Source organism: Paraburkholderia sp. RCC_158 (genome assembly GCF_041355255.1).
In the GTDB taxonomy this organism is placed as follows: Bacteria; Pseudomonadota; Gammaproteobacteria; order Burkholderiales; family Burkholderiaceae; genus Paraburkholderia; species Paraburkholderia graminis.
This window is the reverse complement of record NZ_JBFUPM010000045.1, coordinates 1-22,197: the sequence shown is the minus strand read 5'-3', so window position 1 is coordinate 22,197 and position 22,197 is coordinate 1. Positions and strand designations below refer to the sequence as shown.

Below are 22,197 nucleotides of genomic sequence, written 5' to 3'. Positions count from 1 at the left end.
CAAAGATTCCCCGGGCCTTTCTATGCCGTGATGTTTGCTTTGTGTTTTGAACTGGTGACCCAGTTCAACGAGCTACTGGTTCTCGGCCGGTCCCTGGTGCAAGGCTGACGGTCGCGCGCGAAGAGCGGAGGGTGACCGTCGGTTCTTACCGAATCTTCTAGCGGAAGATCGTGCGAATGGCGGTTCCAGCTTGCAATCGGCCATATCGCTTGAATTGGATCGAGAGGCGGTTGTGGGTCGGGCTGCGTCGGTCCGATCTTCAAACTGATCGCTTGAAAGCGGCCAGTGGAATTTAGCTCCCCGGAAGCGGCCAGTCGGCAGTGCGTACTCCCGACCCACAAGGGACAGTCGCGCAGTTCAAAAGCGGACCTTCAGCAGGCACTGGACGAGGATAAATGTCGTTGAAGCACTCAGTCCGCTGCGGCGATGGTCGGCTCGACTCGATTGGCAGTCCGCGTTGTTGCTAGCCGCTTGGTGCCCCACTGCACAAGCATCGCGAGGGCCGCCGCCTCCGCGAAGGCCAAGAGCGGAGCCTGGTGAGGCAGCGAGAAGGAGAGTAGCAAACAAAATGCGGCAAACGAAAACCGGCCAAGCACCATACCCCGAAGCAACGAGATCACAAAGACCGATCCGTGTACGCGGTGAGACGACACCGACAAAACAATTCCGAGCAACGGAAATACCGCCAAAAGACCGCTCCATGCGGGGCCTGCCCATCCAGATAACGAGGTGACAAGTAGCGTCAACACCGCGCCCGCAACCATTCGGCCAACCAGCTCGGAGCGCGTAAGCGGTCCGCCAGCGGGGACCACCGGACTGCGCGGCAAGAAGGACTGACCGAAACAGACAGCGGCAAGGGCGGCGGCTGCGGCCGATAGCGGTGAAGTGGGCAATAGGGAAAGGCCGCACGCGGATAGAAACCATGCACCGAGCCCAGCAGACAGCGCAACCGGCCACGGACGCGAGCGGCAGGTCCATGCATACCCAAAGTTGAATGCTTCTGACGCGAGGATCGCGGAAAGGGAAAGCGTGGCAGCACGTGCCCCGAAGAGCGGGCCATGCGCGAGCACAAGAATGAACAGAATCGGACCGGCTACCACGGGCAAACCAGCCAACCAGCCAGCAATCGATGGCCCCCACCATTTACCCGACATTGAAACGACAAGCAAGAACAGCGGGACAAGCGTTAGTTTGAGCGCGAGCATGCCGAAGTCGAGCGGATTTAAAGTGGGATCATACCCTCGTCCCCCCATGACGGCTCGTGATTTTTGTCTGCGCCACTGCAGCGCCAAACGGCTGTTATCCGGACACCACGACAAGGGACCGCTTGTTGCCGGCTCCCGTCCCGCGCCGAGCAACGCCGCTCGTATCGGTGGTCAGAGCGGCGGCCTGCTTAGCTTGGCCCACTGCTGCACGGACTCTCGTTCCCATTGACGCGTCGCGTACGACGCAAATTTCGCGGGAACGTTGTCGCCATTCATGACAAGGCGATTCAGCATCACCGCGAGATCCGTGTCGGCAATACACCACTCACCAAAGAGATTCGATGCATCCTGTGAGAGAAGCTGGTCGACTGCAAAGTACAGCTTTTGCACTGCCAGCTCCGCTGCGGCTGAAAGCGCCGGAGCCTCCTTCTTATAAAACACTACCTCCGTAGAGCGCTCTTGACGAATGGGCATCAGGTCGCTTCGAAGCCACGCCTGAAGTTGGCGCGCTCTCGCACGAAGATTTCGGTCACGGGGATAAATCAGCGTTTCCGGGAATGTCTCGTCCAGGTACTCGGTGATTGCCGTTGACTCCGATAGCGAGAAATCGCCGTGTGCCAACGTAGGTACGCGCTGAGTCAACGATTCGACAGCGTAGCGCTCTTCGTGGTTAGCGCCGGTTCCAAGATCAACCGCGAACAGCTCAAATTTCAGTTGCTTCTCCTGAAGAGCGACGAACACAGACATCGCGTATGGGCTTGCGAACTGTGCATCGGCATATAAGCGAAGCGGAGCCTCGGACATGGCGCCATCCTGGGTGATTGTTAATTTTTTCGGCTCGGTGCAAGCCAACGAGATGAACAGCTTGAGTGATTGTCGGCGATCTGGGAACTGGTGTCGACCGGCCGCTTTTGGCCGGGTTGAGGCGGTGCCCCCGGCAATTCGCTCGCCGGAAACCGGCCATTGAGCGAGGGCAAACGAGACCTTGGCTGATCAAACTGGATGTCGACCTCGACCGGCGGCTCTTGGCCGGCGGACTAAACCGCTCGCGCGGTAGGAGCTACGATCCGACGCTGGAGGTGAAGGTCAAGCCGGTCGCGCGGTTTATGTTGGCGAATGAGGCAATCCGCCTCGTTCTTCAACAGGAGCCGAATCATGACCTCCTCACCGGCAAACGTCAGCCGATTGCGCCAACGCATGATCGACGACATGCGCATGCGTCAGCTAGCCCCCAAGACACAGGACATCTATCTGCACATCGTGCGTGAGTTCGCCCGGTTTCTCGGGCGCTCACCTGCCACCGCCACCGTCGAGGACCTGCGCCGCTACCAGCTCTATCTGGTCGACCACGGCACATCGGCCGTATCGCTGAACCACGCGATCACCGGCCTGAAGTCCTTTTTCACAATCACGCTCGACCGGCCTGAACTGATGGTCAGGATGCAACCGGTGCGCGTGCCCCGCATATTGCCCGTCGTGCTCAGTCCCGATGAAGTGCGGCGGCTGATCGCAGCCGCCGGCAATCTGAAGCACCAGACCGCGCTGTCGGTCGCGTACGGCGCGGGGCTACGCGCCAGCGAAGTGGTAGCGCTGAAGGTCACCGACGTCGACAGCGAACGCATGACACTGCGTATCGAGCAGGGTAAGGGTCACCGTGACCGCTACGCCATGCTCTCGCCGGTGCTGCTTGAACGTCTGCGTGTGTGGTGGCGCGTGGCCCGTGCGCAGGGCAAGATGCCCGATGGTGGGTGGCTGTTTCCCGGGCTCGATCCGCTCGATCAGTTAAGCACGCGACAGTTGAACCGTGCCATTCATGCCGCCGCCGAGGCTGCGAACATCGACAAGCGCGTGTCCATGCACACGCTGCGGCACAGCTTTGCGACACACCTCCTTGAACAGAAGGTGGACATCCGCGTGATCCAGGTGCTGCTCGGCCATGCCAAGCTCGAGAACACCGCGCTCTACGTGCAGGTGGCCACCGACCTGCTGCACGAGGTCACCAGTCCGCTGGACCGTCTGCCCTCCGAGTAGGCCCGCGCGCTGTAGCGCCTCATGCTGGAGGTTGCGGACATCTTCCGCAGCCACGGGCCAGCGTGGCGGGCCACGACACGCCTGAGCCTGGGGCAGCTGAAGGTCATGTCGGCCATCGAACGGTGCCGCACCGCGGCGCTGGGCGGACATGTGCTGCGCTGTTCAGGCTGCGCAAGGACAGAGGTGTCATTCAACTCGTGCCGGGACCGGCATTGCCCCAGGTGCCAGGCCAGCGCCGCACACCGCTGGCTGGAAGCACGCCAGGCCGATCTGCTGCCGGTCGAGTACTTCCACGTCGTCTTCACGCTGCCCGCGCCCATCAGTGCGATCGCCTGGTACAACAAACGGATCATCTACGGCCTGCTGCTCGACATCGCCGCCGACACGCTGCGCACGATCGCCGGGGATCCCAGGCATCTCGGCGCCTGGATCGGCGCCACGCTCGTACTGCACACTTGGGGCTCGGCGCTTACGCATCACCCGCATGTGCACGGCATCGTCCCCGGCGGCGGACTCTCGCCCGATGGCGAGCGCTGGATCGCCTGCCGGCCCGGCTTCTTCCTGCCGGTTCGCGTCCTGTCACGCCTGTTTCGCCGGCGCTTCCTCGAAGCGCTCGAAGTGGCCCACCGGAATCGCCAGCTGCAGTTCTTCGGCGAGTACACCGGGCTCGCTGATCCCGCCACCTTTGCCCGGTGGCTTGCGCCGCTGCGTACCTGCGAATGGGTGGTCTACGCCAAGCGCCCGTTCGCCGGACCGAAGGCGGTGCTCGAGTACCTCTCGCGCTACACGCACCGCGTCGCCATCTCCAACCAGCGCCTGGTCGCCTTCGATGAGCGTGGCGTGACATTCCGCTGGAAGGACTACCGTGCGACGGGACGCACCCGCTACAAGACCATGACCCTCGAAACCGGCGAATTCATGCGCCGCTTCCTGCTCCATGTGCTGCCCGGTGGTTTCCATCGGATCCGTCACTACGGGCTGCTCGCCAACCCGGTGCGCCGCGCCAGTCTCGCGAAGGTGCGCGATCTGCTGCACGTCGCACCCGGGATCAGCCCGTCACCCGACGACACCGTCATCGAAACCCGCCCCGTCTTCATCTGCCGGCACTGCGGCGCGCCGATGATCGTCATCGACATCCTCGCGCGCAGCGCCTCGATCCGCGCACCGCCGATGCGCCGGAGTCAAACATGAACTCCACGGTTCCTCGATCTGCCCGTCGAACGTTGGCGCTGCGGCAACGCGGCCCAGGGGCGGACGTTTGCGCGTGTCGCTTCGCGAAGCGATTTGGCCGCCCCGTCATCATCGCCAATGCACGACTGCACCGCTTCGCTACGGCGTTAGCGCCCGTCCGGCACCCCACCTGACCGTGCCGCATCCGACACCACCGAGCATCCCGGCCTATCAATCGCCATAGCCGCGAAGCCTCCAGCCGCATTGGGGCACTCCGCGGTTTCCTCCATCGGGTTTATTCGACGCCTGCCGACACGCGCGGAGGCATGCACATTCTTGCGGCCGATGGCAGGCATCGAATAAACCTTAACGGACAGCGTCCTATCGCCGCCCGGCGGCGTCAGTCACACGTCGGTTTGCTCAGCCATCTCGAGCGCATCATCGACCTCAATACCCAAGTATCGAACTGTGCTCTCGAGCTTCGTGTGTCCAAGCAGTAACTGTACTGCCCTCAGATTTTTCGTGCGACGGTAAATCAGCGAGGCCTTGGTCCGGCGCATCGTATGTGTTCCGTAAGCCGCATCATCCAGTCCGATCTCTCGTATCCAGCGATGAACCAGCCGCGCGTACTGTCGTGTCGACAGATGCGGAGAGCCGTGGATGCGACTCGGAAACAGATGGTCGCCGCCCGAAAGCGCTGCTTCTCGCATCCACGCCTCAACGCTGGCACGTGTCTGCTCGGTGATCTCGAACTGTACGGGCCGTCGGCGTCTTCTGCTGCATGACCGTCGCCCGCGCCGCGACGCGCGAGCCCAGGCATATGTCAGAAACTCGCAGCCGCGTGAGGTCACACGCTCGTAGTTTGCTGTCAATCGCAAGATTGAATAGTGCCAGGTCTCGCGTCTTTCCGGCGAGCTGTAAGCGGATCCGAATCGCCCAGATCTCCCTGAGCTTTAGTGGTGGCTTCTGGCCTGTCAGTTTTCCCTTGTTCCATGGCACCCGCTGCGCGCTGCCGACATGAATGGCTTCCATGACGATTCTCCTATCGACCGAAGGAAAATCAGTCTGCGCCGATCAGCGGCGGACGAAGTCCGACCCACTTCTGCCTTTGAATCCCCCAACAACTCAACGGCAGCTTGTGGTCCAATTCCCGACTGTCGTGACCGGCCCTTTTGGCGTCACTGACTTGCTTGAACGGTGGCCTCGGGCCAACAGGATCACGGCAACGCGCGGTTATATCCGAGCTTTGCATTCTGCCCCACCTGCTATGCTGAATTGGCGGTCTGGACCGCGGCTCCACGGACTCGTCATGTGATGGAGAGTTACATGTGGCCCTCGGGATCAGTGGAACGGAAAGCGTACAAGCCGCGTCGGCGTTTCAGTCGCCGGGATCGCGCAGCGGGCGCAACTCGCCACAGGCAACGGCCTCATGAATGGAAAGGAGGAACCACGACAAGCGATGAATCTTACATTCGTGACCTCCTCACCAAACGGGACGACGCGCTTGCACGCGGCGACGCGGCAGCCGTAGTAGCGATGACCGACCCGGATATCGTCAGCTTTGACCGCCAGCCGCCGCTGCGCCTGATTGGCGCGGTAGCCCGCGATCCGGCTGATCTCGACGCTTGGCTCGCCTCCTGGGACGGATCCGATCACCAGTCGCTTCACCGACCCTGTGATCCACATGAGCGGCGACTTGGCAGTGGCTCGCGGGCCGACGAACCTGCGAGGCGACAAGAAAGATCAGGGCTCGGTGAACGCCTGGGTTCCGCAGCAGTTTCGTGCTTGTTCGACGTGCATCCGGTTGGCGCATTGTGCATGAGCATCACTCGTTTCCGATGAAGATGGACGGCAGCAATCTCGTCGCGAGCGATCTCAAACCCCAGAGACTGAGCAAGTATGACAAGGTACGGGTCTACGATGGTTCTTCGCCCCGAACCGGAGAAGGGAAAGACTCAAGCAGTCTCACAAGCCTTGCTTGCTGCTGTGGAGTCAGCCCTCGTGTAGCGCTCACCTGCTGAACGCGTGTGCGCCAGTATGTCCGGCTGAACAATGAATCTGCACCATCGGCTGACAGCATCCGTTCAAGATGGAAAATAGCATCCTCGGCAGTTTGGGGCGTATAAGGGCTCTCCATATCTCCGGGCCCTTTTTTGATCGTTGTTTTCATCCACTTCTCTCATGTGGTTACCGACTGAGTCCGGTCCGTACGCCAGGCTTCAGTTGAGCCTGTTTCGGTCAAACAATAAATGCCGGCATGCCCTCGCTGAACAGCGATCATGCGCATCCCGGAACCGCGACGCGCCCAAGCCGCCGCCTCGACATGACCCATCGCGCGCACACGGCACCGGGAATGGTCAGCAAAGCTCTGCGGTGGCCACCCACGTCATCTTCTCGAACTGCCTGAGAACGGTGTTCAGCGACCCGGAGAACGTTCCGGCAAACGATATCGTCATGTCCTCGAAACCACGTTCGCTACTGGTCGCAATCCGGACGCGCTCGATGTCACCGGCGACCGGCATGAGCACCTGCCAGACCGCGGCGACCCGCATGCCGCCGCTCCTCGCACGAACCGTGATCTGATGGCCTGTGGCCTTTAATAGCCCGGCAATTTCTGGTGTCATCCTCCAGTCCTCTCTCTGATGTGTCTGTTTTGTTATCCACGCATGCCCTGCGTTTACATTCGCCGGCGCGCTGGATGCCACCACTCACGATGATTCAGATGTCGTAGCATTCTTGCCCGCATCCGCTCACGACGATAGTGACCCATCACCATAAGCATCGCGATACTGAGGGCCGAGCCCCCAATGATCAGGCCCATCCAGGTTTCACTCATGACACGTTCCTCTCAATGGAAGCACAGGGGTGTTGCGTGAATGGTTCACGGCGGCCCGTGCGGTGTCCTGCGCGGGCCGACTGGCGCGCGTCGCGTTACTGCATGTGCTGGCCGCCGTTGATCGCGATATTGGAGCCGGTCACGAAGCCGGCGTCATCCGAGCACAGGTAGACGCCCAGCGCCGCCACCTCCTCGGGCTTGCCGAGACGCCCCATCGGGATATGCGGCAGGACCTTCGTATCGAGGATCTCCTGCGGAATCGCGGTGACCATCTTCGTCGCCAGGTAGCCCGGTGAAATCGTGTTGACGGTTACGCCCTTACGCGCCACTTCCAGCGCCAGCGATTTGGTAAAGCCGTGCATGCCAGCCTTGGCCGCGGCGTAGTTGGTCTGGCCGACTGAACCTTTCGAGCCGTTGACTGACGAGATGTTGACGATGCGCCCCCAGCCGCGTGCGACCATGTCTTCGCACAACGGCCTGGTCATGTTGAATACCGAATCCAGATTGGTGCGAATGACCGCATCCCAGTTGACCTTGTCCATCTTCCTGAGTGTCTTGTCCTGCGTGATCCCGGCGTTGTTCACCAGAATGTCAATAAGGCCGACTTCAACCTGAATTCTCGCCATACAGTGCTGGCATGAGTCGTAGTCGGCCACATCAACCGGGTACGCGCGAAAGCTCCGGCCCTCAGTTTCCTGGCTCGCCAGCCATTCGGCGGCGCCTGTGTTGTTCGGGGAGTGCGTGACGACAACCGCATAACCCGCGTCATGCAGTTTCGTACTGATCGCCTCTCCAAGGCCGCCCATCCCGCCCGTCACTACAGCGATTCGTTTCGTCATTCATTCCATCCGTGATCGTAGTTTCTGCGAGGATCATGAATACCCAATGGCCGCCTCGCACCGCCCGCCATTGCTTTGCCACAATGCTTCGCCGCCTCGCGGGTTGCGGCAGGCAACGGCTTGAGCATTGATTGAACTGCGCGGGTTTTTGTAGGCTTGTGGTATTGCGCGAATGGAGTCTGGTGCGCCGGCGAGCTACAGCATGCCGGCGCACTGCTCTGGAAATTCCAGGTGCCCCGAGCGATCAGGCGCGCCCGCCCGACTGCGACGCAACGTTCTGGCTGGCCGCGGCGGCCATTGCGGAGACATTGGCCTGCGCGGCTTCTACCATGGCACGGACCGACTTGCGCACCGTTTCCGCCGTGTCGATGGCCGTCGAAAACGCCGATTTCACGGCCACAACAGCCGTCTCTGAACCCGTCGGCGCATGCTTTGCCCACCTATCGATCCGGGCCTGTACGTCGCGGCTGAACCGGTCGTACTGCGCGTCGATGATCTTCGCCGAGGCGGACTGGGTCGCGACCCCAATGGCATTGACATGCTGCTGGTACGACAGCGTCTTCCGGGCAGCCGACTGGACAAGGCACAACGGCGAAGCCAGCCACTCTGCGCGCGCCGCGTCGGGTTTGGTTTCCCGCAGACGCGCGACGCTTTCTGCCAGCACGGTGTGTCCTGCCTGGAGATTCAGTTCGGCCAGCTTCTGTGCCACCTCAACCGCCTCGCTGGCCAGCGAAAAGAAAGTCGAAAAAGTCGACTTGTAGAATTGCATCAGGTCTTCGGACGAAAATTCGATCATTGCCTCTCCTGAATTGATATTGCAAACGCTCCGCTCGGCCGGTTGCGCACGCAATTAACTTGCTGACTGCTGATCAGGCAAATTTTACATTTCAAAGTCCTTGTTAGTATGACGAATTGACTGGGACGCAACCCGGCTCTGCGCCTCTTGCCAAGACATCCGACAGACGAAAACTCGCGCGATGCTGACAACCGCGTTCGCGGCCGCCCGGTTGAGCGTGACACTCGATCAGTCCGGCCGCGCCTCCGGCGAGTCATCTCCCATATGGCGATTTCGGGGTACGTAGTTACATAAAAATAATTAGAGCGTTCATTCTAACCAGGAAATGTTAAATCAAATGCCTTCATCACTAAGTAGATACCCTCGTTTCTTGCGCGAAACGCATTCTCCCGAGAGGCCCCTGTCCGAACGCTGCCGGCGTCCGAATGTCCACCTGACGGCCCGAGCCAACGGCTCTTCCTGGCCGAACTCGCTCCGACGTCGACAGGCGCCGTGATTCGCCGTTGGGACTGCTATGCTTTTGACCGCGGGACGTCCCAGCGACGATGACGTTCACCGCGAAAACGGGGAAAAGAGGATGTACAAAATTCAGAACGAGACAAATCGGATCGTCAAACTTCAGGAAATGAGTTTCAGCGACCTCGGATTCTCGGAGCGGAACCATCTGCAAGAGTGGCTTGCAAATCAACCGGACGCACTCGGGGAGAAGCTCCTCGTCATTCAGAAAGAATTTGACGGATTTCAGGAAACTCGCGAGCGGCTCGACCTGCTGGCCATAGATGCGGCGGGCAAGTTGGTGATCATCGAGAACAAGCTCGATGACTCCGGCCGAGACGTCGTTTGGCAGGCGATCAAGTACGCCTCCTATTGTTCGACGCTCTCCAAGACGGAAGTCGCCGATAGCTTCCAAGCCTACCTAAACAAGGAAATGCCGGGGCAAGACGCTAGAGCCCTGATCTGCGAGTTTCTGGGGAAGGATGACTTTGACGACGTCGTAATCAACGCTGGGGATGACCAGCGCATCATTTTGGTCGCCGCTAATTTCCGGAAGGAGGTCACGTCCACGGTTCTATGGCTGACGAAGCGCGGGGTTTCGATGAAGTGCTTCAGGGCAACGCCATACTCCGACGGCGTCCAAACATTTCTCGACCTCGAACAGATTCTTCCGGTGCCCGAGATAGAGAACTTTATGATCAAGGTCGCGAAAAAAGAGGTCGAGCAGCAGCAGTCAGCAGAACGGGGGCAAGCCAAGCGGCAGATCATGATGACCGAGTTCTGGCGTGTCGCGCTGGAAGCGCTAGGCGCTGCGGGCTTGTCGCTATTCGCTAAGGTGCGACCGTCGAAAGATCAGTTCCTTACTACCGGGGCGAAAATCACCGGCGTAGCCTACTTCATGTTCTTCACAAGCAAGTCCATTCGTGTGGGCCTTGGGTTGGGGACGTCCTCCGTCGAAGCAAACAAGGCCATGTTCGACTATCTGTGGGCCCGGAAGTCCTCGATCGAAGGCACGTTCGGCGCAGAATTCATCTGGCAGAGAGACCTCAAGCAACCGATCATAAAATTCGAGACGCCCTTCGATGGCTTAGACCGTGGCCAATGGCCTGCAATGGGGGAGTGGCTCGCTGAGCACATCGGAAAACTGGAACGCGCATTCAGCAATGAGATCCCAGCGCTGCGGCAGTTCGTGAACCCACAAGGACAATAGACAATCTGCAGTGCTTCGCCCACGCATAAAGGTCCGGTGTGTGCGCCGAAGCCGCCCCTCTAAGCGTAGCTTGAGAGAGATGCCGAACGACGGCTTGTGGCCGATTGCCGAAGTTCGCGGTCATACGCCAATCCCGCGTTGCGACCGCGCGGCGAACTTCCGTATCCGTTAAGCGTTGTTCGATGCCTGCCCTTGTCCGCAGCCCATGAGTGCACGGCGACGCATGCGGGCAGGCGTTGGACAAGGCTGGAGGGAGGAAACCGCGGAGTGAACCGACGCGGCCGGAACCTTGATCGGCTATGGGGAATAAAGCGGGCTCACCCTCAGCCTTGCCACCGGATGCTGAAGCGAACCTGGGTCGGGATGGTGTCGAAGGCGGTTTCGAAGGTGTCGACCGGGATGATGTGACGATGCCGCGAGCGGCGCCAGGGGCTGCCTGGAGCGGCAGACGTGAGTGTCTCCTGTTGGCGCTCGTTGCCGAGAGCCGACGGTCGGAATGAAGATCCTGGTCATTTGCGCTCATACGCTGCCTCGGAATGTCGGGGGCGCGCGAATCGGATGGGTGCGCGGGAGGATCTCGATGATGATCATCGGGGCGCCGCAGTGTCTGCAGACAAAGGTCGGCGCTCTGGTATCCGCACAGGTGTCATCGCTGGCGTCAGTGACTGCTGGGGCGTGCAGCAACGCACGTATGCTCGCGAGGTTCTGCCGTCGCACCGGATTGGCAAGCAGCCCATAGTGACGGATGCGATGAAACCCGCCTGGCAGCACGTGCAGCAGGAATCGACGCATGAACTCACCGGCCTCGAGCGTCATGGTCTTGTAGCGGGTGCGCCCCCTGGCGCGGTAATCCTTCCAGTGGAAGGTCACGCCCTGCTCATCGAGCGCGATAAGTCGCCGGTTGGAGATGGCCACGCGATGCGTATAGCGCGACAGATACGCGAGTACGGCCCCGGGTCCGGCGAACGGGCGCTTCGCATACACCACCCATTCACACGCGCGCAACGGCGCGAGCCACCGGGCGAAGGTAGCCTGATCGGCAAGCGCGGCATACTCGCCCAAGAAGCGTAGCTGACCGCGACCATGCATTGCCGCGAGTTCTTCCAGGAAACGGCGCCGGAACAGGCGCGAGAGCACGCGCACCGGCAGGAAAAAGCCGGGCCGGCATGCGACTCACCGCTCGCCGTCAGGCGACAGGCCACCACCTGGGACGATGCCGTGCACGTGCGGATGGTGCGTCAGTGCCGAGCCCCACGTATGCGGCACCAGCGTCGCGCCGATCTGCGCGCCCAGATGCTTTGGATCGGCGGCAATGGTGCGCAGGGTTTCGGCGGCAACATCGAACAGCAGGCTGTAGAGCACCGCCTTGTTGTACCAGGCGATCGCGCTGATCGCGGCGGGCAGCGTAAAGACGACGTGGTAGTACTCGACCGGTAGCAGATCGGCCTGACGTGCCTCGAGCCACCGGTGCGCGGCGCTCGCCTGACACTTCGGGCAATGGCGGTTACGGCACGAGTTGTAGGCGACTTCGATCTGTTCGCAGCCGGAACAGCGCAACACATGTCCACCCAGTGCCGCGCTGCGGCACTGTTCAATGGCCGACATCACCTTCAGCTGTCCCAGGCTGAGCTGCGTGGTCTGTCGCCACGCGGGCCCATGCGCGCGGAAGACGTCCGCGACTTCGGGCACGGAAGTGCTCCGTGTTTCAGATGCTGTGCAGGTTCTCCAGCGGGCTGGTGACTTCGCGCAGCAGGTCGGTGGCCACCTGCGCGTAAAGCGCGGTGGTCTCCAGCTTCTTATGGCCGAGCAGCACCTGGATCACGCGGATGTCGACCTTCTGTTCGAGCAGGTGCGTCGCGAAGCTGTGGCGCAGCGTGTGCATGGACACGCGCTTGTCGATCTGGGCCGCCTCGGCGGCAGCATGAATGGCGCGGTTCAGTTGCCGGGTGCTGAGCGGGTCGATGGGACCGAGCCCGGGAAATAGCCACCCGCCGTCGGGCATCTTGCCCTGGGCCCGGGCCACACGCCACCAGACCCGCAGGTGCCGCGCGTCAAACAAGATGAGAGCCGTGCGTCAATCAAGATGAGAGTAATGGCGTTGCGGCAGCGGTGGAGGGCGTAGTCCGTAACCTTCAGCCCTACCACTTCACTGACGCGTAGTCCGGTGCCATAGGGGACCGAGAGGGCCGTCTGGTGCTTGAGGTTGCCCGTTGCGGCGATTAGCCGCCGCACTTCATCGGGGCTGAGCACAACGGGCAGTGTGCGGGGCACGCGCACCGGCTGCATCCGGGCCATCAGTTGCGGTTCGTGGAGCGTGATCTCAAAGAAGAACTTCAGCCCGGTGATCGCGGAGTTCAGCGACACCGGTGACGTGCCGCGATCGACCAGATGCAGCTGGTAACCCCGCAGGTCCTCGACGGTGGCAGTATCAGGCGAGCGCCCAAGGTATCGGGAGAACTCGCGCACGATGCGCAGATAGTTGGCCTGCGTCTTGGGGGAAAGCTGGCGCATGCGCATATCGTCGATCATGCGCTGACGCAGCGGGCTGACGTTCGGTTGGGAGGTCATGATTCGGCTCCTGCTGGAGAACTAGGCGGATTGCCTCAGTCGCCAACATAAAGCCGCGTGACCGGCCTCTCCCTGACCTTCAGCGTCAACCGTAGCCCCTACCGCGCGAGCGGTTTCGTTCACGCGACCCGTTGCCGACGGTCGCGCTTTGAGGCGCTTTAGGACAGGTAACCGAGCGGACCGGACATTCATGCGGGCTTCCTTGCTACACAATTCGATAATTGCGAGCCTGTAGACCGAGATCCCGTTCAGTTCGTCCGCAAGACAGGCAACAAGCGCGCGGACGGCCAGCCGGGAGGCCCGGGCACCCAATGGCCCCATGATGAGCGTATGGTCGGCCAGACTGTCCGGCTCGACCAGCGTTCCCATCGTGGCCAGACAGTCGAGGGGGCAACCAGAATCTGGGCGCAACGCCCTAGCATCGTTGAAGTGGCCTTCGGGCCCTTCGACTGTCCAAAGCGAAATGCGACATCCACGCCTTCAACGATCAGGTACTGCCGGTCGTCGGCCATTCGCAAGTCAACGTGCAAAGCCGGATGCGCGCTCATAAACCGTCCTATCCGCGAGATCACCTCGCGGACCCCGAAACTGGTCGACAAGGCAACGCGTAGACGGCCTCGGAGCTCCGTGGCTCCTCGCGCAGCGTAGTCTGCTTTAATTAACGCCAGGATCGGACGGCTCACATCCGGGATGGCCCAAGCCGACGGCTGTGTGCCGAAACGGATATGCCCGCTTACGGCTGTTCAGCGGTCGTTCGCCAAATGTCGGCAACAAACGACCACTACCGGATTCAGCGAACGGGGCGTTTTCTACCCCCACCGCACCCCTTAACGCAGTGCGACGTGTGCTGCAGCGTTTCAAGTCATACCTGAAAGCCCCAACGAGGTTGAACCCGCCATATTTGGCAACGCACGTATTTTCGGCTGAATTGAATGAGTCATCCGTGCATTCTGTAAAGCAATCTTCTATATTCATTTGACGAGGAAGAACTAAGGGACGCGTTGGCCGCCGCTCGTCAGATATGCGGCAGTACGGGAGTCGTGTGCTTGAGGCATTGAGTCTTTTCGGCGAATTTGCGCCCGCATGCCTATTTCACCGACTTGCGTGATGTTGCCAGTCGGCTCAGTCAAAAAGGACAATGAGCAATGGCGCTCAGCCGCGTGTTTAGCCTTGGCTATTCTTTGTTCGCAATTTGCGGACGAGCTTTGGCGCTGATCAGCTCGTTCGCAGTCGCCGCCTGCGGCGATACCTTTCGGCCGATCCCGCTTACGTGACGATGGCACGGCCGCAGATCATGCAACTACTTTCGGACACGCAGACCTCCGGCGCCGTCGTCTATGTCGAATCGCCGAACGGAAACTGGAGCGAACCGTTCGGCAGTGCGCAGCGCGGCACTAGCACACCGATTCGGACTGACGCGAATTTCCGCGTTGGCAGCGTCACGAAAACCTGGACCGCCACGGTGATCTTGCAACTGGTGCAGGAAGGCAAACTAAGCCTCAGCGATACCGTCGGCAAGTACATTCCGAACGTGTCGACGATCTCGACGAGATCAAGTCTTGAGCGCTAACGAAGACAAGAAGGCAACTCCGTGCAACGACGATCAAACGCGCTTTTTAAAACGCTAACGGGCCCCGGGAGACCCTGAAATGGAAAAAGGATTTGTGAAAATCGTATTGCTCCTGTCCGTGATTGCCACTGCGACGCTGGTGGTATCGTGCGGCGGATCGATCGACAGCAGTCATAGTACCGCCGTACCCGATTCGATCCTGCAGGTGATGCAAAAGCCGGCGTACAAAGGCGCGACGTGGTCGCTGCAGGTCGTCGATCAGGGCACGGGAAACCTGATCTACGATCTGAACTCCAGCTCGCAGGTGTACATTGCGTCGGTGCGCAAGGTCTTTACAACCGGCAACGCGCTGAATGCGATCGGCGCGCAACACAGGGCGGTGACACCGGTCTATAAAACCGGCACCGTCGATGGGGCCGGGACGCTCAACGGCAATCTGATTCTGGTCGCGAGCGGCGATCTGACAATGGGCGGACGCGCGAATCCAGACGGCACGATTGCACTCACGTCGTTCGATCACAACGAAGCTAACGGTCTCGGCAATGCGGTGCTATCCGCGCCCGATCCGCTCGCCGGGTATAACTCACTCGCACAGCAGGTGGCAGCCGCCGGCATCACGAAGGTCAACGGTGACATCGTGATCGACGACCGGCTTTTCGCGGCGTTCGACTTCCGTGACGAGTTTATGGCAACCCCCATCTTCGTCAACGACGATCGGGTCGACGTGTCGTTCACGCAGAGCACTGAGGGCCAGCAGCTGCCATTCGACTACCGGCCCAGGTCGGGGGCGGTGACTGTGCAGTCGACCCTCTCGACCGGCAGCGCGTCGTCTGCCGCGTCGATCGACCTCGATCCGGACGAGCAACAAAATTTTCTAACGTGTATCGGCACGACGCCGTGCGTCGGAAGCGTCAGCGGCTCGGTGCCGGCGGGTTACGTACCGACGCCAGTGAATACGTTTCCGTTGGTCCGCACGTTCCGCATCACGGCGCCGTCGAGCTACGCGCGCACCGTGTTCATTGAAGCGCTGACGCGCGCAGGCGTCACGGTGACGGCCGTGCCGGTCGGCGTCAATGCCGCCGCGTCGCTGCCGGCGAAGGGCTCGTACTCGAACGCGCAACTGGTCGCGCAATTGACAGCCGCACCGTACGCGCAGGACATCCGGTTCGTCAACAAGGTCAGCTACAACCTCGGTGCCGATACGACGCTGCTGATGTGGGGTGTGGCAAAAAACAATTCGACCACGATGGACGCCGCCCTTGCGGCCGAGCAAACCGAATTGCAATCGACGTTCGCGATCTCGCCGTGCCAATATCACTTCGTTGACGGCAGCGGCGGTGGCGAAACCACTGCCAATGCCAAAGCTGTGATCTCGATGATGCGCGGGATGGTATCGAAACCCGACTTTGCCGCGTATGAAGATTCGATGCCGTCGCTTGGCGTCGATGGTTCGCTGACGACGGTCACCGCCTTCGAGTCCGATCCCACGCTTGCTGGCGCGAAAGGCCAGGTGCAGGCTAAGACCGGAACCTACGTCGTTGAAAATCCAGCTGTACCCGGAACGGGGTTGCTCAGAGGGCAGGCGCTGGCCGGCTACATCACCGCAAAGAGCGGGCGGCGGCTCGTATTCTTCATGACGGTGAACAACGTGCCGGTTCCCGGTGGCATTGCCGATGTGGTGCCGGTGTTCAACGACGAGGGGACGATCGCAGCGACGTTGTGGAAACTGCAATGACGTTCGACGCGCCGTGAGTCAGTGGCGCGCCCGGCCCGATAACCGGGCGCCGCAATATTGCAAGTAGACGATGCCGAGAATGTCGGCTTCGTCGTTGAACACGTCGAGCGCGGCGGCGGCCGAGCTGGCCGGGCCATCGTGGTTGACGAAGAGCGCATAGGCAAGCTGGCGCCCGCTCTTCGCGTTGATGTAGCCCGCCATGTTGATTGCGACCAGCTGTCCGCTTGCGTCGATCGTCGCGCCGCTCCTGGCCAGGATGTTCTCCTTGCCGGCAACGGTTTTGCCGGCTGCCGCGAGCGAAACGCCGATGCCGAGAATAGACAGTGCATTGCGATACACGGTGGCGTTCGCGCCGCGGCTCATCGTCGCGAGTAGCGTTGCGGTGGTGCGCGGGGTCGCGCGGCTGTCGGACGCGCCGCTACCGTTGGTCGGAAAGTCGAAGCTCCCGCCGTCGAGGCCGAGTGTGCCGGCCAGATACTTGCGTTCGGTGCCGAGTGCATCGTCGACGGTGCGTACGCCTTGCGCGACGCCCTGGTACATCAGGCTGCGATTCGCACCGGTGTTCAGGCTGATCGCGTATAGGCGAATCGCACAACAGTTGTCGTTTCCCTCGACGCGTGAATGGGCCATACCGCGTCGCAAGATTCATGTGGTCTACCAGCCGATCGTCCTGCTCATCGACAACAAGTGCATTGGCGTCGAAGCGCTCGTGCGCTGGACGTTGCATGGACGCGCCATTTCCCCCCGAAATGTTTGTTCGATTCGCCGAGGACAGCCATTTGATCCGGCCGCTCACGGACCTGGTGCTGGCAAAAACGCTGCCTATTTAGGAGCGCGCAGTAATTCACGGCCTGCGGGTGCCGGCTCTCACCCTGACAGTCATCTGCTCAATCGCTCCGCAAGAATCATTTCCATTACTGTTGGCGGGTTTCGTTCTTCCCTTCCAGCGAGGCTTGAAGACAAGGTCACCTCTTCGTACCGCCCGCCCGCTGAGCGCGCAACAACCGCCACGGCGCGCATAGCCGGCGATCCAGACCTGGTCGAGGTAGCGGCAACTGGTTGAGTCGCTCCAGGTGACGAGCATTGAATTCTCTGATTGTTGCTCAGTCGTAAGCGATCCACTATCGACGCCTACGCAACAGCACTCTGAGCGAGGAGCATAGGCGTCCACCTATTGTGTGGACTGACCCCGCAAAGTTGGACACTTTTGCAGGGAGTCTTGTGGGCAAGTATTCGGAAGAGACGAAACTCGCGGTCGTCAAGGATTATTGTTCGGGAACGGCGGGGCTCAAAGTCGTTGCTCGCCGCCATGATGTGGATGTTACGTCGCTACGCAAATGGGTGGCAGGTTATCGTTCGCATGGTGCCGCAAGCGTCAGGGAAAAGGTGCGGGCCACCTATAGCTTAAAATTCAAGCTGTCGGTGTTGCGACGCATGCGTGACGAGGGCCTTTCCTATCGGCAGGCCGCCGCGCTGTTTGATATTCGCAACTTCAATATTATCGCTACGTGGGAGCGCACCTACGATCAGGGCGGACTGGAGGCCTTGTCTCCGCACGCTTCCTTACGCCGCAAGAAGATGACAAAGCCTCAGACCACTGAAGCGCCCCGGGTTTTTCGGAGGCTATTTTGCTTGAGTCACGCCCCGATGGCGGACCCAGCGAGTTGCTCATAATAAGCGGCTTCTGCCTCGGCAGGGGGAATGTCTCCGATGGGGCCGAACAGCCGGCGATTGTTGAACCAGTCCACCCATTCGAGCGTCGCCATTTCAACGGCCTGCAGGTTGCGCCACGGACCAAGGCGATGGATCACTTCTGCCTTGTACAAGCCGTTGATCGTTTCAGCCAGTGCGTTATCGTAGGAGTCGCCGACGCTGCCCACTGACGGCTCGATGCCAGCGTCGACCAGCCGATCCGTATAGCGGATCGATACGTATTGCACGCCGCGGTCGCTGTGATGGATCAGCCCGTCCTGCTGCGCGGGCTGTCGTTCGTACAAGGCCTGCTCCAGTGCATCCAGAACGAAGTCCGTGCGCGCCGAGCTCGACACACGCCAGCCGACAATGCGCCGGGCGAACACGTCGATGATGAACGCGACATAGACGAAGCCCTGCCAGCTCGATACGTAGGTAAAATCCGACACCCACAGCGCATTGGGCCGTTCGGCCGTGAATTGCCGGTTCACGAGATCCTTCGGGCACGGCGTCGAACCATCGCTCACTGTTGTGCGTACCGTCTTGCCCCGCACCACGCCGCGAAGGCCCATCAGCTTCATCAGCCGCTCGACCGTGCAGCGCGCCGCGACAATACCTTCCCGCTTCAATTGCTTCCAGACCTTGTCTGCGCCGTAGACCTGGAAGTTTTCCTCCCACACACGCCGGATCTCATCCTTGAGCATCCGGTCGCGCTGGACCCGCGGTGGCACCAGGCCAGGATCGGCGCGGCGCGCCACGTGCGCGTAGTACGTCGACGGTGCGATCGGCAGCACCCTGCAGATCGGCTCGACCCCGTAGACTTGCCGGTGATCATCGATGAACGTGATCATCACTTCGGTCGGCGGTCGAGCTCCGCCTGTGCGAAATACGCTGACGCCTTGCGCAGGATTTCGTTGACCTGCCGAAGCTCACGCACTTCCCGCTCCAGCTCCTTGAGCCGATCCTGCTCCTGCGTGCTTGTGCCCGGGCGCAAACCCCGATCCCGCTCTGCCTTGCGCACCCAGCTACGCAGCGTCTCGCCCGAGCAGCCAAACTTCGCTGCGATCGACGCGATCACCTTCCATTGCGATTCGTGGTCGCCTTGATGTTCCAGTACCATTCGCACAGCCCGCTCACGAACTTCCGGCGAGTACAGTGGGGACTTCTTCTTGGTGTTTTCCATAGCTCCATTTTCTCAAGAATTGGAGCCTCCGGAAATCCCGGGGCGCTTCAGACCGTCTCCTGCTTGGGCTCAAGGGAACCATGAGTGAAGCGGAGCTTCATGTTCTCAAAGCGCGCCTGCGAGGCGGAATTCTGAACAAGGTGAATCGAGGCGAGTATCGGTGTGTGCTACCGACCGGCTTCGTATATGACGACCTTGGCAACGTAGTGCTTGACCCAGATTCCCAGGTCCGAGACACCATCACATACTTCTTTGAGACGTTCTTGAGAGTCGGCTCTGCCAGCCAGACAGTCAAGGTCTTCAAGAAGGACGGCCTCCTGTTTCCATCCCGGATGCGCAACGCGAAGTTCTTGGTCTTCCAGCACCTCACCGCGTCGGCGGCACTTCGCATGTTGAACAATCCGCGCTACGCAGGCGCTTACGCTTACGGTCGGAGGCACTATCGCAAACTCGCAGACGGGCGGAAAGTGCCAAAAAAGCGCGATCGCAATGACTGGCTTGCTTGCATTCCGGACGCCCATCCGGGATACATTACCTGGGAGCAGTATGAGCAGAACCTTGCTGTTCTGGAGACGAATGGTCATGGGTATAAAGTCGCGCGGTCATCGCCACCTCGCGAGGGCGCTGCTCTTCTGCAGGGCCGCGCCGTTTGCGGACGTTGTGGCCGGTATCTCCGGCTCCGATACGCTACGCGACGCGGAAGACAAGAAGCCTGGTATGTCTGCGACCGAGCACAAGGCGCCCATGGCGAACCTACGTGCCAGTCAATCGCCGGAGCACCGATAGATGAAGCCGTTAGCGCATTGATCGTCGCGTCGATGACTCCCGCTGCCGTTGAGCTAGCATGGGAAATACGCAGGGAAATCGAAGCACGTCACGATGAAGCTGATCGATTACGCCTGCGCGCTATCGAACGCGCCCGGTTCGATGCAGATCTTGCGCAACGACGCTTCATGCTGGTCGACCCAAGCAACCGACTGGTCGCCGACACACTCGAGCAAGAATGGAACGACAAGCTGCGCATATTGGCCGACGCGATAGAACAAAGGGAGCGCAGCCAACAGCAAGAGCGTCTCATACTCGACGATGCGATCCGCGACCGGCTCATCACAATGACAGCGGACTTCAAAACACTGTGGCGTAATTCATCGTTGGCGAATCGAGAGCGAAAGCGGCTGCTAGCCTATATCGTCGAGGACGTCACACTGGTCAAACTTCCTGACGAAGGGACAACAAAGATTCACGTTCGCTTCAAGGCCGGCAAGACTGAAACGCTCACGGCACAGAATCCCAAAACATCTGCACAACAGGTCAAAACCAAGCCAGAGGTCCTTGAGCTCATCGACAAGCTTCTCGATCACCATACATGCTCTCAGATCGCACAGCTCCTCAATGATCGGGGCATCCGTCCCGGCGGTTGTGTCCGTCCAGGTAAGAGCGACATTCGGTTCGACGCTCTGCGAGTGTCATATAACGCACAGCGAAATGGACTTCGATCCCGCCGCGACAGATTGCGCGACCGCGGCATGCTCACAAAGCTGGAGGCCGCAGCTCGACTCGGCATCCATGAAGCGACACTCACCAGGTGGGTCGAATACGGCCTCGTCAAACGACACGCCTATAACGATTACGCGTTCCTCTACGAAGTCCCGGATTCCCACCCGCCTGTGAAACACAGCAGCAGATGGGACGACTTACTGACCGCGCGAAAGAACGCAGCACACAAAACCCTTTGATCCAAGAAAAGGAGTTGTAGTATGAAGCCAGCTAGTTCGTCATAAGCCAGAAACCGCTGCCGTCCCAGCCGAGGATCTTGATCCTGTCGCGACGCCGGTTTCCGAAGATGTAAAGCGAAGAGTCCATCGGATTCAGGCACATCGACTGTTCAACAAGAATCGACAGGCTGTTCATGCCGTACCGGAAGTCGACAGGATCGCGGTGCAGATACACCTTCAGATTGTCGTCGAACCGGAACACGGCATCCTCCCAAGGATCTGAACCAGGGTTGTCAGCTCATCAATGGTCGCGATAGCTTTGCCCAGTTCGAGTTCGACCCCGTTCGAAAGATGCACATGTAGCGTGAGCGTCATTGACGGGGGCGGCGGTGCGGACGCAGGCGGTACCGCAACGACAGATACGAACGCAGGTGGTGGTGCCGCGGCAACGACGAGTTGGTGAGAACTCGGAGGATCGATCGCCAGGCTGTCGGTCGCATCACCCGAATGCGGCAAGTCGTCGCCGTTATCCCGCGGCGTCGGCGAGACGCCTTTCTCGCGCTCCATCATGTATTTCGTGATCCACTTGCGCAGCAGGTTGGCGTTGATCCCGTGCTCTTGCGCCATGCGGGCCACCGAGACGCCCGGGCGTAACGCCGCCTCGATCAATGCCCGTTTGCCATTTTCATCGTAGCGGCGACGGCCGTCGCTGCTTTGCCGAACTACTCTCAACTCTGAGTCTTTGTCAGCCATAGGTGTCCGCCTCACAATGAACTGACCCCGGAATGTTGGACGCAATGACGTTAGTGCTGCTTACATTTCGCTCTGTATTGGACTGGACTCAGTCCTCGCAATCTTAGCTTGATTCGATCGTGGTTGTAATAGTGGATGTAGGCCTTGATGCCAGATTGCAGTTCGTCGATGTTGCGAAACCGGTTCACGTAGAAGAATTCAGACTTGAGCGTTCCGAAGAAACTCTCCATCGTGGCGTTGTCAAGGCAATTGCCTTTGCGCGACATGCTCTGCCTGACTTTCTTCTGTTTCAGCAGACGACTATAGACGGGCATCTGGTATTGGGCGGATTCAACCGGTCGTCGCAACACTGGATTGTTGAACAGATTTTAGATACTCGTCCAGAGCTTCGGCCGGTGT

At 60.3% G+C, this 22,197-nt stretch carries 19 protein-coding genes, 5 pseudogenes and 1 other annotated feature; of the genes and pseudogenes, 8 read left to right on the top strand and 16 right to left on the bottom strand.

Features of this window, described 5'->3' with window-relative positions:
* Positions 1–410: 410 nt before the first annotated feature.
* Positions 411–1,205, bottom strand: a complete 795-nt coding sequence (locus AB6809_RS35360; RefSeq protein ID WP_371028472.1) for a hypothetical protein — start codon at positions 1,203–1,205, stop codon at positions 411–413.
* A 171-nt stretch (positions 1,206–1,376) separates the two neighbouring features.
* Positions 1,377–2,009 carry a glutathione transferase gene (gene yfcF / locus AB6809_RS35355; protein WP_371028471.1) on the bottom strand — a complete coding sequence of 211 codons (633 nt, stop codon included), beginning with the start codon at positions 2,007–2,009 and terminating at the stop codon, positions 1,377–1,379.
* A 351-nt stretch (positions 2,010–2,360) separates the two neighbouring features.
* On the opposite strand from yfcF, the gene AB6809_RS35350 reads away from it, so the two are divergent.
* Complete coding sequence (locus AB6809_RS35350) at positions 2,361–3,236, top strand: tyrosine-type recombinase/integrase (protein ID WP_371028470.1); 876 nt, start codon at positions 2,361–2,363, stop codon at positions 3,234–3,236.
* Between the two features lie 21 nt (positions 3,237–3,257).
* On the top strand, positions 3,258–4,427 hold the full coding sequence (locus tag AB6809_RS35345) for an IS91 family transposase (RefSeq protein ID WP_371028469.1): 1,170 nt from the start codon (positions 3,258–3,260) through the stop codon (positions 4,425–4,427).
* A gap of 383 nt (positions 4,428–4,810) precedes the next feature.
* Here the strand turns inward: AB6809_RS35345 and AB6809_RS35340 are convergent.
* Positions 4,811–5,438 (bottom strand): annotated as a pseudogene (locus AB6809_RS35340) (tyrosine-type recombinase/integrase).
* A 309-nt stretch (positions 5,439–5,747) separates the two neighbouring features.
* On the bottom strand, positions 5,748–6,092 hold the full coding sequence (locus tag AB6809_RS35335; RefSeq protein WP_371028468.1) for a hypothetical protein: 345 nt from the start codon (positions 6,090–6,092) through the stop codon (positions 5,748–5,750).
* An 89-nt stretch (positions 6,093–6,181) separates the two neighbouring features.
* On the opposite strand from AB6809_RS35335, the pseudogene AB6809_RS35330 reads away from it, so the two are divergent.
* A pseudogene (locus AB6809_RS35330) lies at positions 6,182–6,427 on the top strand (nuclear transport factor 2 family protein); the annotation flags it as partial.
* Between the two features lie 336 nt (positions 6,428–6,763).
* Here AB6809_RS35330 and AB6809_RS35325 read toward each other — a convergent pair.
* The 3 genes from AB6809_RS35325 to AB6809_RS35315 form a co-directional block, all read right to left on the bottom strand.
* Entirely contained in the window at positions 6,764–7,030 is a 267-nt protein-coding gene (locus AB6809_RS35325; protein WP_371028467.1) for a hypothetical protein, read from the bottom strand.
* Between the two features lie 307 nt (positions 7,031–7,337).
* Positions 7,338–8,081 (bottom strand): acetoacetyl-CoA reductase, encoded by a 744-nt coding sequence (gene phbB / locus AB6809_RS35320; RefSeq protein ID WP_371028466.1) that lies wholly within the window; start codon positions 8,079–8,081, stop codon positions 7,338–7,340.
* A gap of 244 nt (positions 8,082–8,325) precedes the next feature.
* A complete protein-coding gene (locus AB6809_RS35315; RefSeq protein ID WP_371028465.1) occupies positions 8,326–8,877 on the bottom strand; it encodes a phasin family protein in 552 nt (183 codons plus the stop codon).
* Between the two features lie 577 nt (positions 8,878–9,454).
* Between AB6809_RS35315 and AB6809_RS35310 the strand changes: the two genes are divergently transcribed.
* The gene (locus tag AB6809_RS35310) at positions 9,455–10,582 is read left to right on the top strand and encodes a DUF4268 domain-containing protein (RefSeq protein WP_371028464.1); all 1,128 of its coding nucleotides are present in this window, start codon (positions 9,455–9,457) and stop codon (positions 10,580–10,582) included.
* A 519-nt stretch (positions 10,583–11,101) separates the two neighbouring features.
* Here AB6809_RS35310 and AB6809_RS35305 read toward each other — a convergent pair.
* The 3 genes and pseudogenes from AB6809_RS35305 to AB6809_RS35295 form a co-directional block, all read right to left on the bottom strand.
* Positions 11,102–12,271 (bottom strand): annotated as a pseudogene (locus tag AB6809_RS35305) (IS91 family transposase).
* A 16-nt stretch (positions 12,272–12,287) separates the two neighbouring features.
* Positions 12,288–13,150 (bottom strand): annotated as a pseudogene (locus tag AB6809_RS35300) (tyrosine-type recombinase/integrase).
* 248 nt (positions 13,151–13,398) lie between these two features.
* The gene (locus tag AB6809_RS35295; protein WP_371028473.1) at positions 13,399–13,722 is read right to left on the bottom strand and encodes a hypothetical protein; all 324 of its coding nucleotides are present in this window, start codon (positions 13,720–13,722) and stop codon (positions 13,399–13,401) included.
* Between the two features lie 722 nt (positions 13,723–14,444).
* Here AB6809_RS35295 and AB6809_RS35290 point away from each other — a divergent pair.
* Positions 14,445–14,720, top strand: a complete 276-nt coding sequence (locus tag AB6809_RS35290) for a serine hydrolase domain-containing protein (RefSeq protein WP_371028463.1) — start codon at positions 14,445–14,447, stop codon at positions 14,718–14,720.
* Between the two features lie 79 nt (positions 14,721–14,799).
* On the top strand, positions 14,800–16,455 hold the full coding sequence (gene dacB, locus AB6809_RS35285; RefSeq protein ID WP_371028461.1) for a D-alanyl-D-alanine carboxypeptidase/D-alanyl-D-alanine-endopeptidase: 1,656 nt from the start codon (positions 14,800–14,802) through the stop codon (positions 16,453–16,455).
* An 18-nt stretch (positions 16,456–16,473) separates the two neighbouring features.
* On the opposite strand, the gene AB6809_RS35280 is transcribed toward dacB, so the two are convergent.
* Complete coding sequence (locus AB6809_RS35280) at positions 16,474–17,085, bottom strand: hypothetical protein (protein WP_371028460.1); 612 nt, start codon at positions 17,083–17,085, stop codon at positions 16,474–16,476.
* A gap of 214 nt (positions 17,086–17,299) precedes the next feature.
* A complete protein-coding gene (locus AB6809_RS35275) occupies positions 17,300–17,626 on the bottom strand; it encodes a DUF3331 domain-containing protein (RefSeq protein ID WP_371028459.1) in 327 nt (108 codons plus the stop codon).
* A gap of 50 nt (positions 17,627–17,676) precedes the next feature.
* On the opposite strand from AB6809_RS35275, the gene AB6809_RS35270 reads away from it, so the two are divergent.
* Positions 17,677–18,129 carry a transposase gene (locus AB6809_RS35270; protein WP_371028458.1) on the top strand — a complete coding sequence of 151 codons (453 nt, stop codon included), beginning with the start codon at positions 17,677–17,679 and terminating at the stop codon, positions 18,127–18,129.
* Here the strand turns inward: AB6809_RS35270 and AB6809_RS35265 are convergent.
* Positions 18,093–19,330, bottom strand: a protein-coding gene (locus AB6809_RS35265) for an IS3 family transposase (RefSeq protein WP_371028457.1) whose coding sequence is annotated in 2 segments (ribosomal slippage) — positions 18,093–19,027 and positions 19,027–19,330 — 1,239 coding nt in all. Because the reading frame shifts where the segments join, the coding sequence is not laid out codon by codon here. The two genes, AB6809_RS35270 and AB6809_RS35265, sit on opposite strands and share 37 nt — an antisense overlap.
* Positions 18,924–19,040, bottom strand: a sequence feature (AL1L pseudoknot). It overlaps the preceding gene by 117 nt.
* Positions 19,331–19,410: 80 nt before the next feature.
* On the opposite strand from AB6809_RS35265, the gene AB6809_RS35260 reads away from it, so the two are divergent.
* Positions 19,411–21,066 (top strand): recombinase family protein, encoded by a 1,656-nt coding sequence (locus AB6809_RS35260; protein WP_371028456.1) that lies wholly within the window; start codon positions 19,411–19,413, stop codon positions 21,064–21,066.
* A 31-nt stretch (positions 21,067–21,097) separates the two neighbouring features.
* On the opposite strand, the gene tnpB is transcribed toward AB6809_RS35260, so the two are convergent.
* The 3 genes and pseudogenes from tnpB to AB6809_RS35245 all read right to left on the bottom strand — a co-directional run.
* Complete coding sequence (tnpB, locus tag AB6809_RS35255; protein ID WP_371028455.1) at positions 21,098–21,307, bottom strand: IS66 family insertion sequence element accessory protein TnpB; 210 nt, start codon at positions 21,305–21,307, stop codon at positions 21,098–21,100.
* The gene (locus AB6809_RS35250; RefSeq protein ID WP_371028454.1) at positions 21,283–21,798 is read right to left on the bottom strand and encodes a transposase; all 516 of its coding nucleotides are present in this window, start codon (positions 21,796–21,798) and stop codon (positions 21,283–21,285) included. The genes tnpB and AB6809_RS35250 overlap by 25 nt, the downstream gene beginning before the upstream one ends.
* Positions 21,799–21,848: 50 nt before the next feature.
* Positions 21,849–22,121, bottom strand: a pseudogene (locus AB6809_RS35245) (IS3 family transposase); the annotation flags it as partial.
* Positions 22,122–22,197: the final 76 nt, after the last annotated feature.

Excerpts from the sequence above, each read along its gene's own strand:
- AB6809_RS35335 (WP_371028468.1), bottom strand. The coding sequence starts at position 6,092 with ATGTGGATCACAGGGTCGGTGAAGCGACTGGTGATCGGATCCGTCCCA.
- AB6809_RS35360 (WP_371028472.1), bottom strand. The coding sequence starts at position 1,205 with ATGCTCGCGCTCAAACTAACGCTTGTCCCGCTGTTCTTGCTTGTCGTT.
- AB6809_RS35325 (WP_371028467.1), bottom strand. The coding sequence starts at position 7,030 with ATGACACCAGAAATTGCCGGGCTATTAAAGGCCACAGGCCATCAGATC.
- AB6809_RS35350 (WP_371028470.1), top strand. The coding sequence starts at position 2,361 with ATGACCTCCTCACCGGCAAACGTCAGCCGATTGCGCCAACGCATGATC.
- phbB (WP_371028466.1), bottom strand. The coding sequence starts at position 8,081 with ATGACGAAACGAATCGCTGTAGTGACGGGCGGGATGGGCGGCCTTGGA.
- AB6809_RS35345 (WP_371028469.1), top strand. The coding sequence starts at position 3,258 with ATGCTGGAGGTTGCGGACATCTTCCGCAGCCACGGGCCAGCGTGGCGG.
- AB6809_RS35260 (WP_371028456.1), top strand. The coding sequence starts at position 19,411 with ATGAGTGAAGCGGAGCTTCATGTTCTCAAAGCGCGCCTGCGAGGCGGA.
- yfcF (WP_371028471.1), bottom strand. The coding sequence starts at position 2,009 with ATGTCCGAGGCTCCGCTTCGCTTATATGCCGATGCACAGTTCGCAAGC.
- AB6809_RS35310 (WP_371028464.1), top strand. The coding sequence starts at position 9,455 with ATGTACAAAATTCAGAACGAGACAAATCGGATCGTCAAACTTCAGGAA.
- AB6809_RS35315 (WP_371028465.1), bottom strand. The coding sequence starts at position 8,877 with ATGATCGAATTTTCGTCCGAAGACCTGATGCAATTCTACAAGTCGACT.
- AB6809_RS35290 (WP_371028463.1), top strand. The coding sequence starts at position 14,445 with ATGCAACTACTTTCGGACACGCAGACCTCCGGCGCCGTCGTCTATGTC.
- AB6809_RS35250 (WP_371028454.1), bottom strand. The coding sequence starts at position 21,798 with ATGGCTGACAAAGACTCAGAGTTGAGAGTAGTTCGGCAAAGCAGCGAC.
- dacB (WP_371028461.1), top strand. The coding sequence starts at position 14,800 with ATGGAAAAAGGATTTGTGAAAATCGTATTGCTCCTGTCCGTGATTGCC.
- AB6809_RS35280 (WP_371028460.1), bottom strand. The coding sequence starts at position 17,085 with ATGGCCCATTCACGCGTCGAGGGAAACGACAACTGTTGTGCGATTCGC.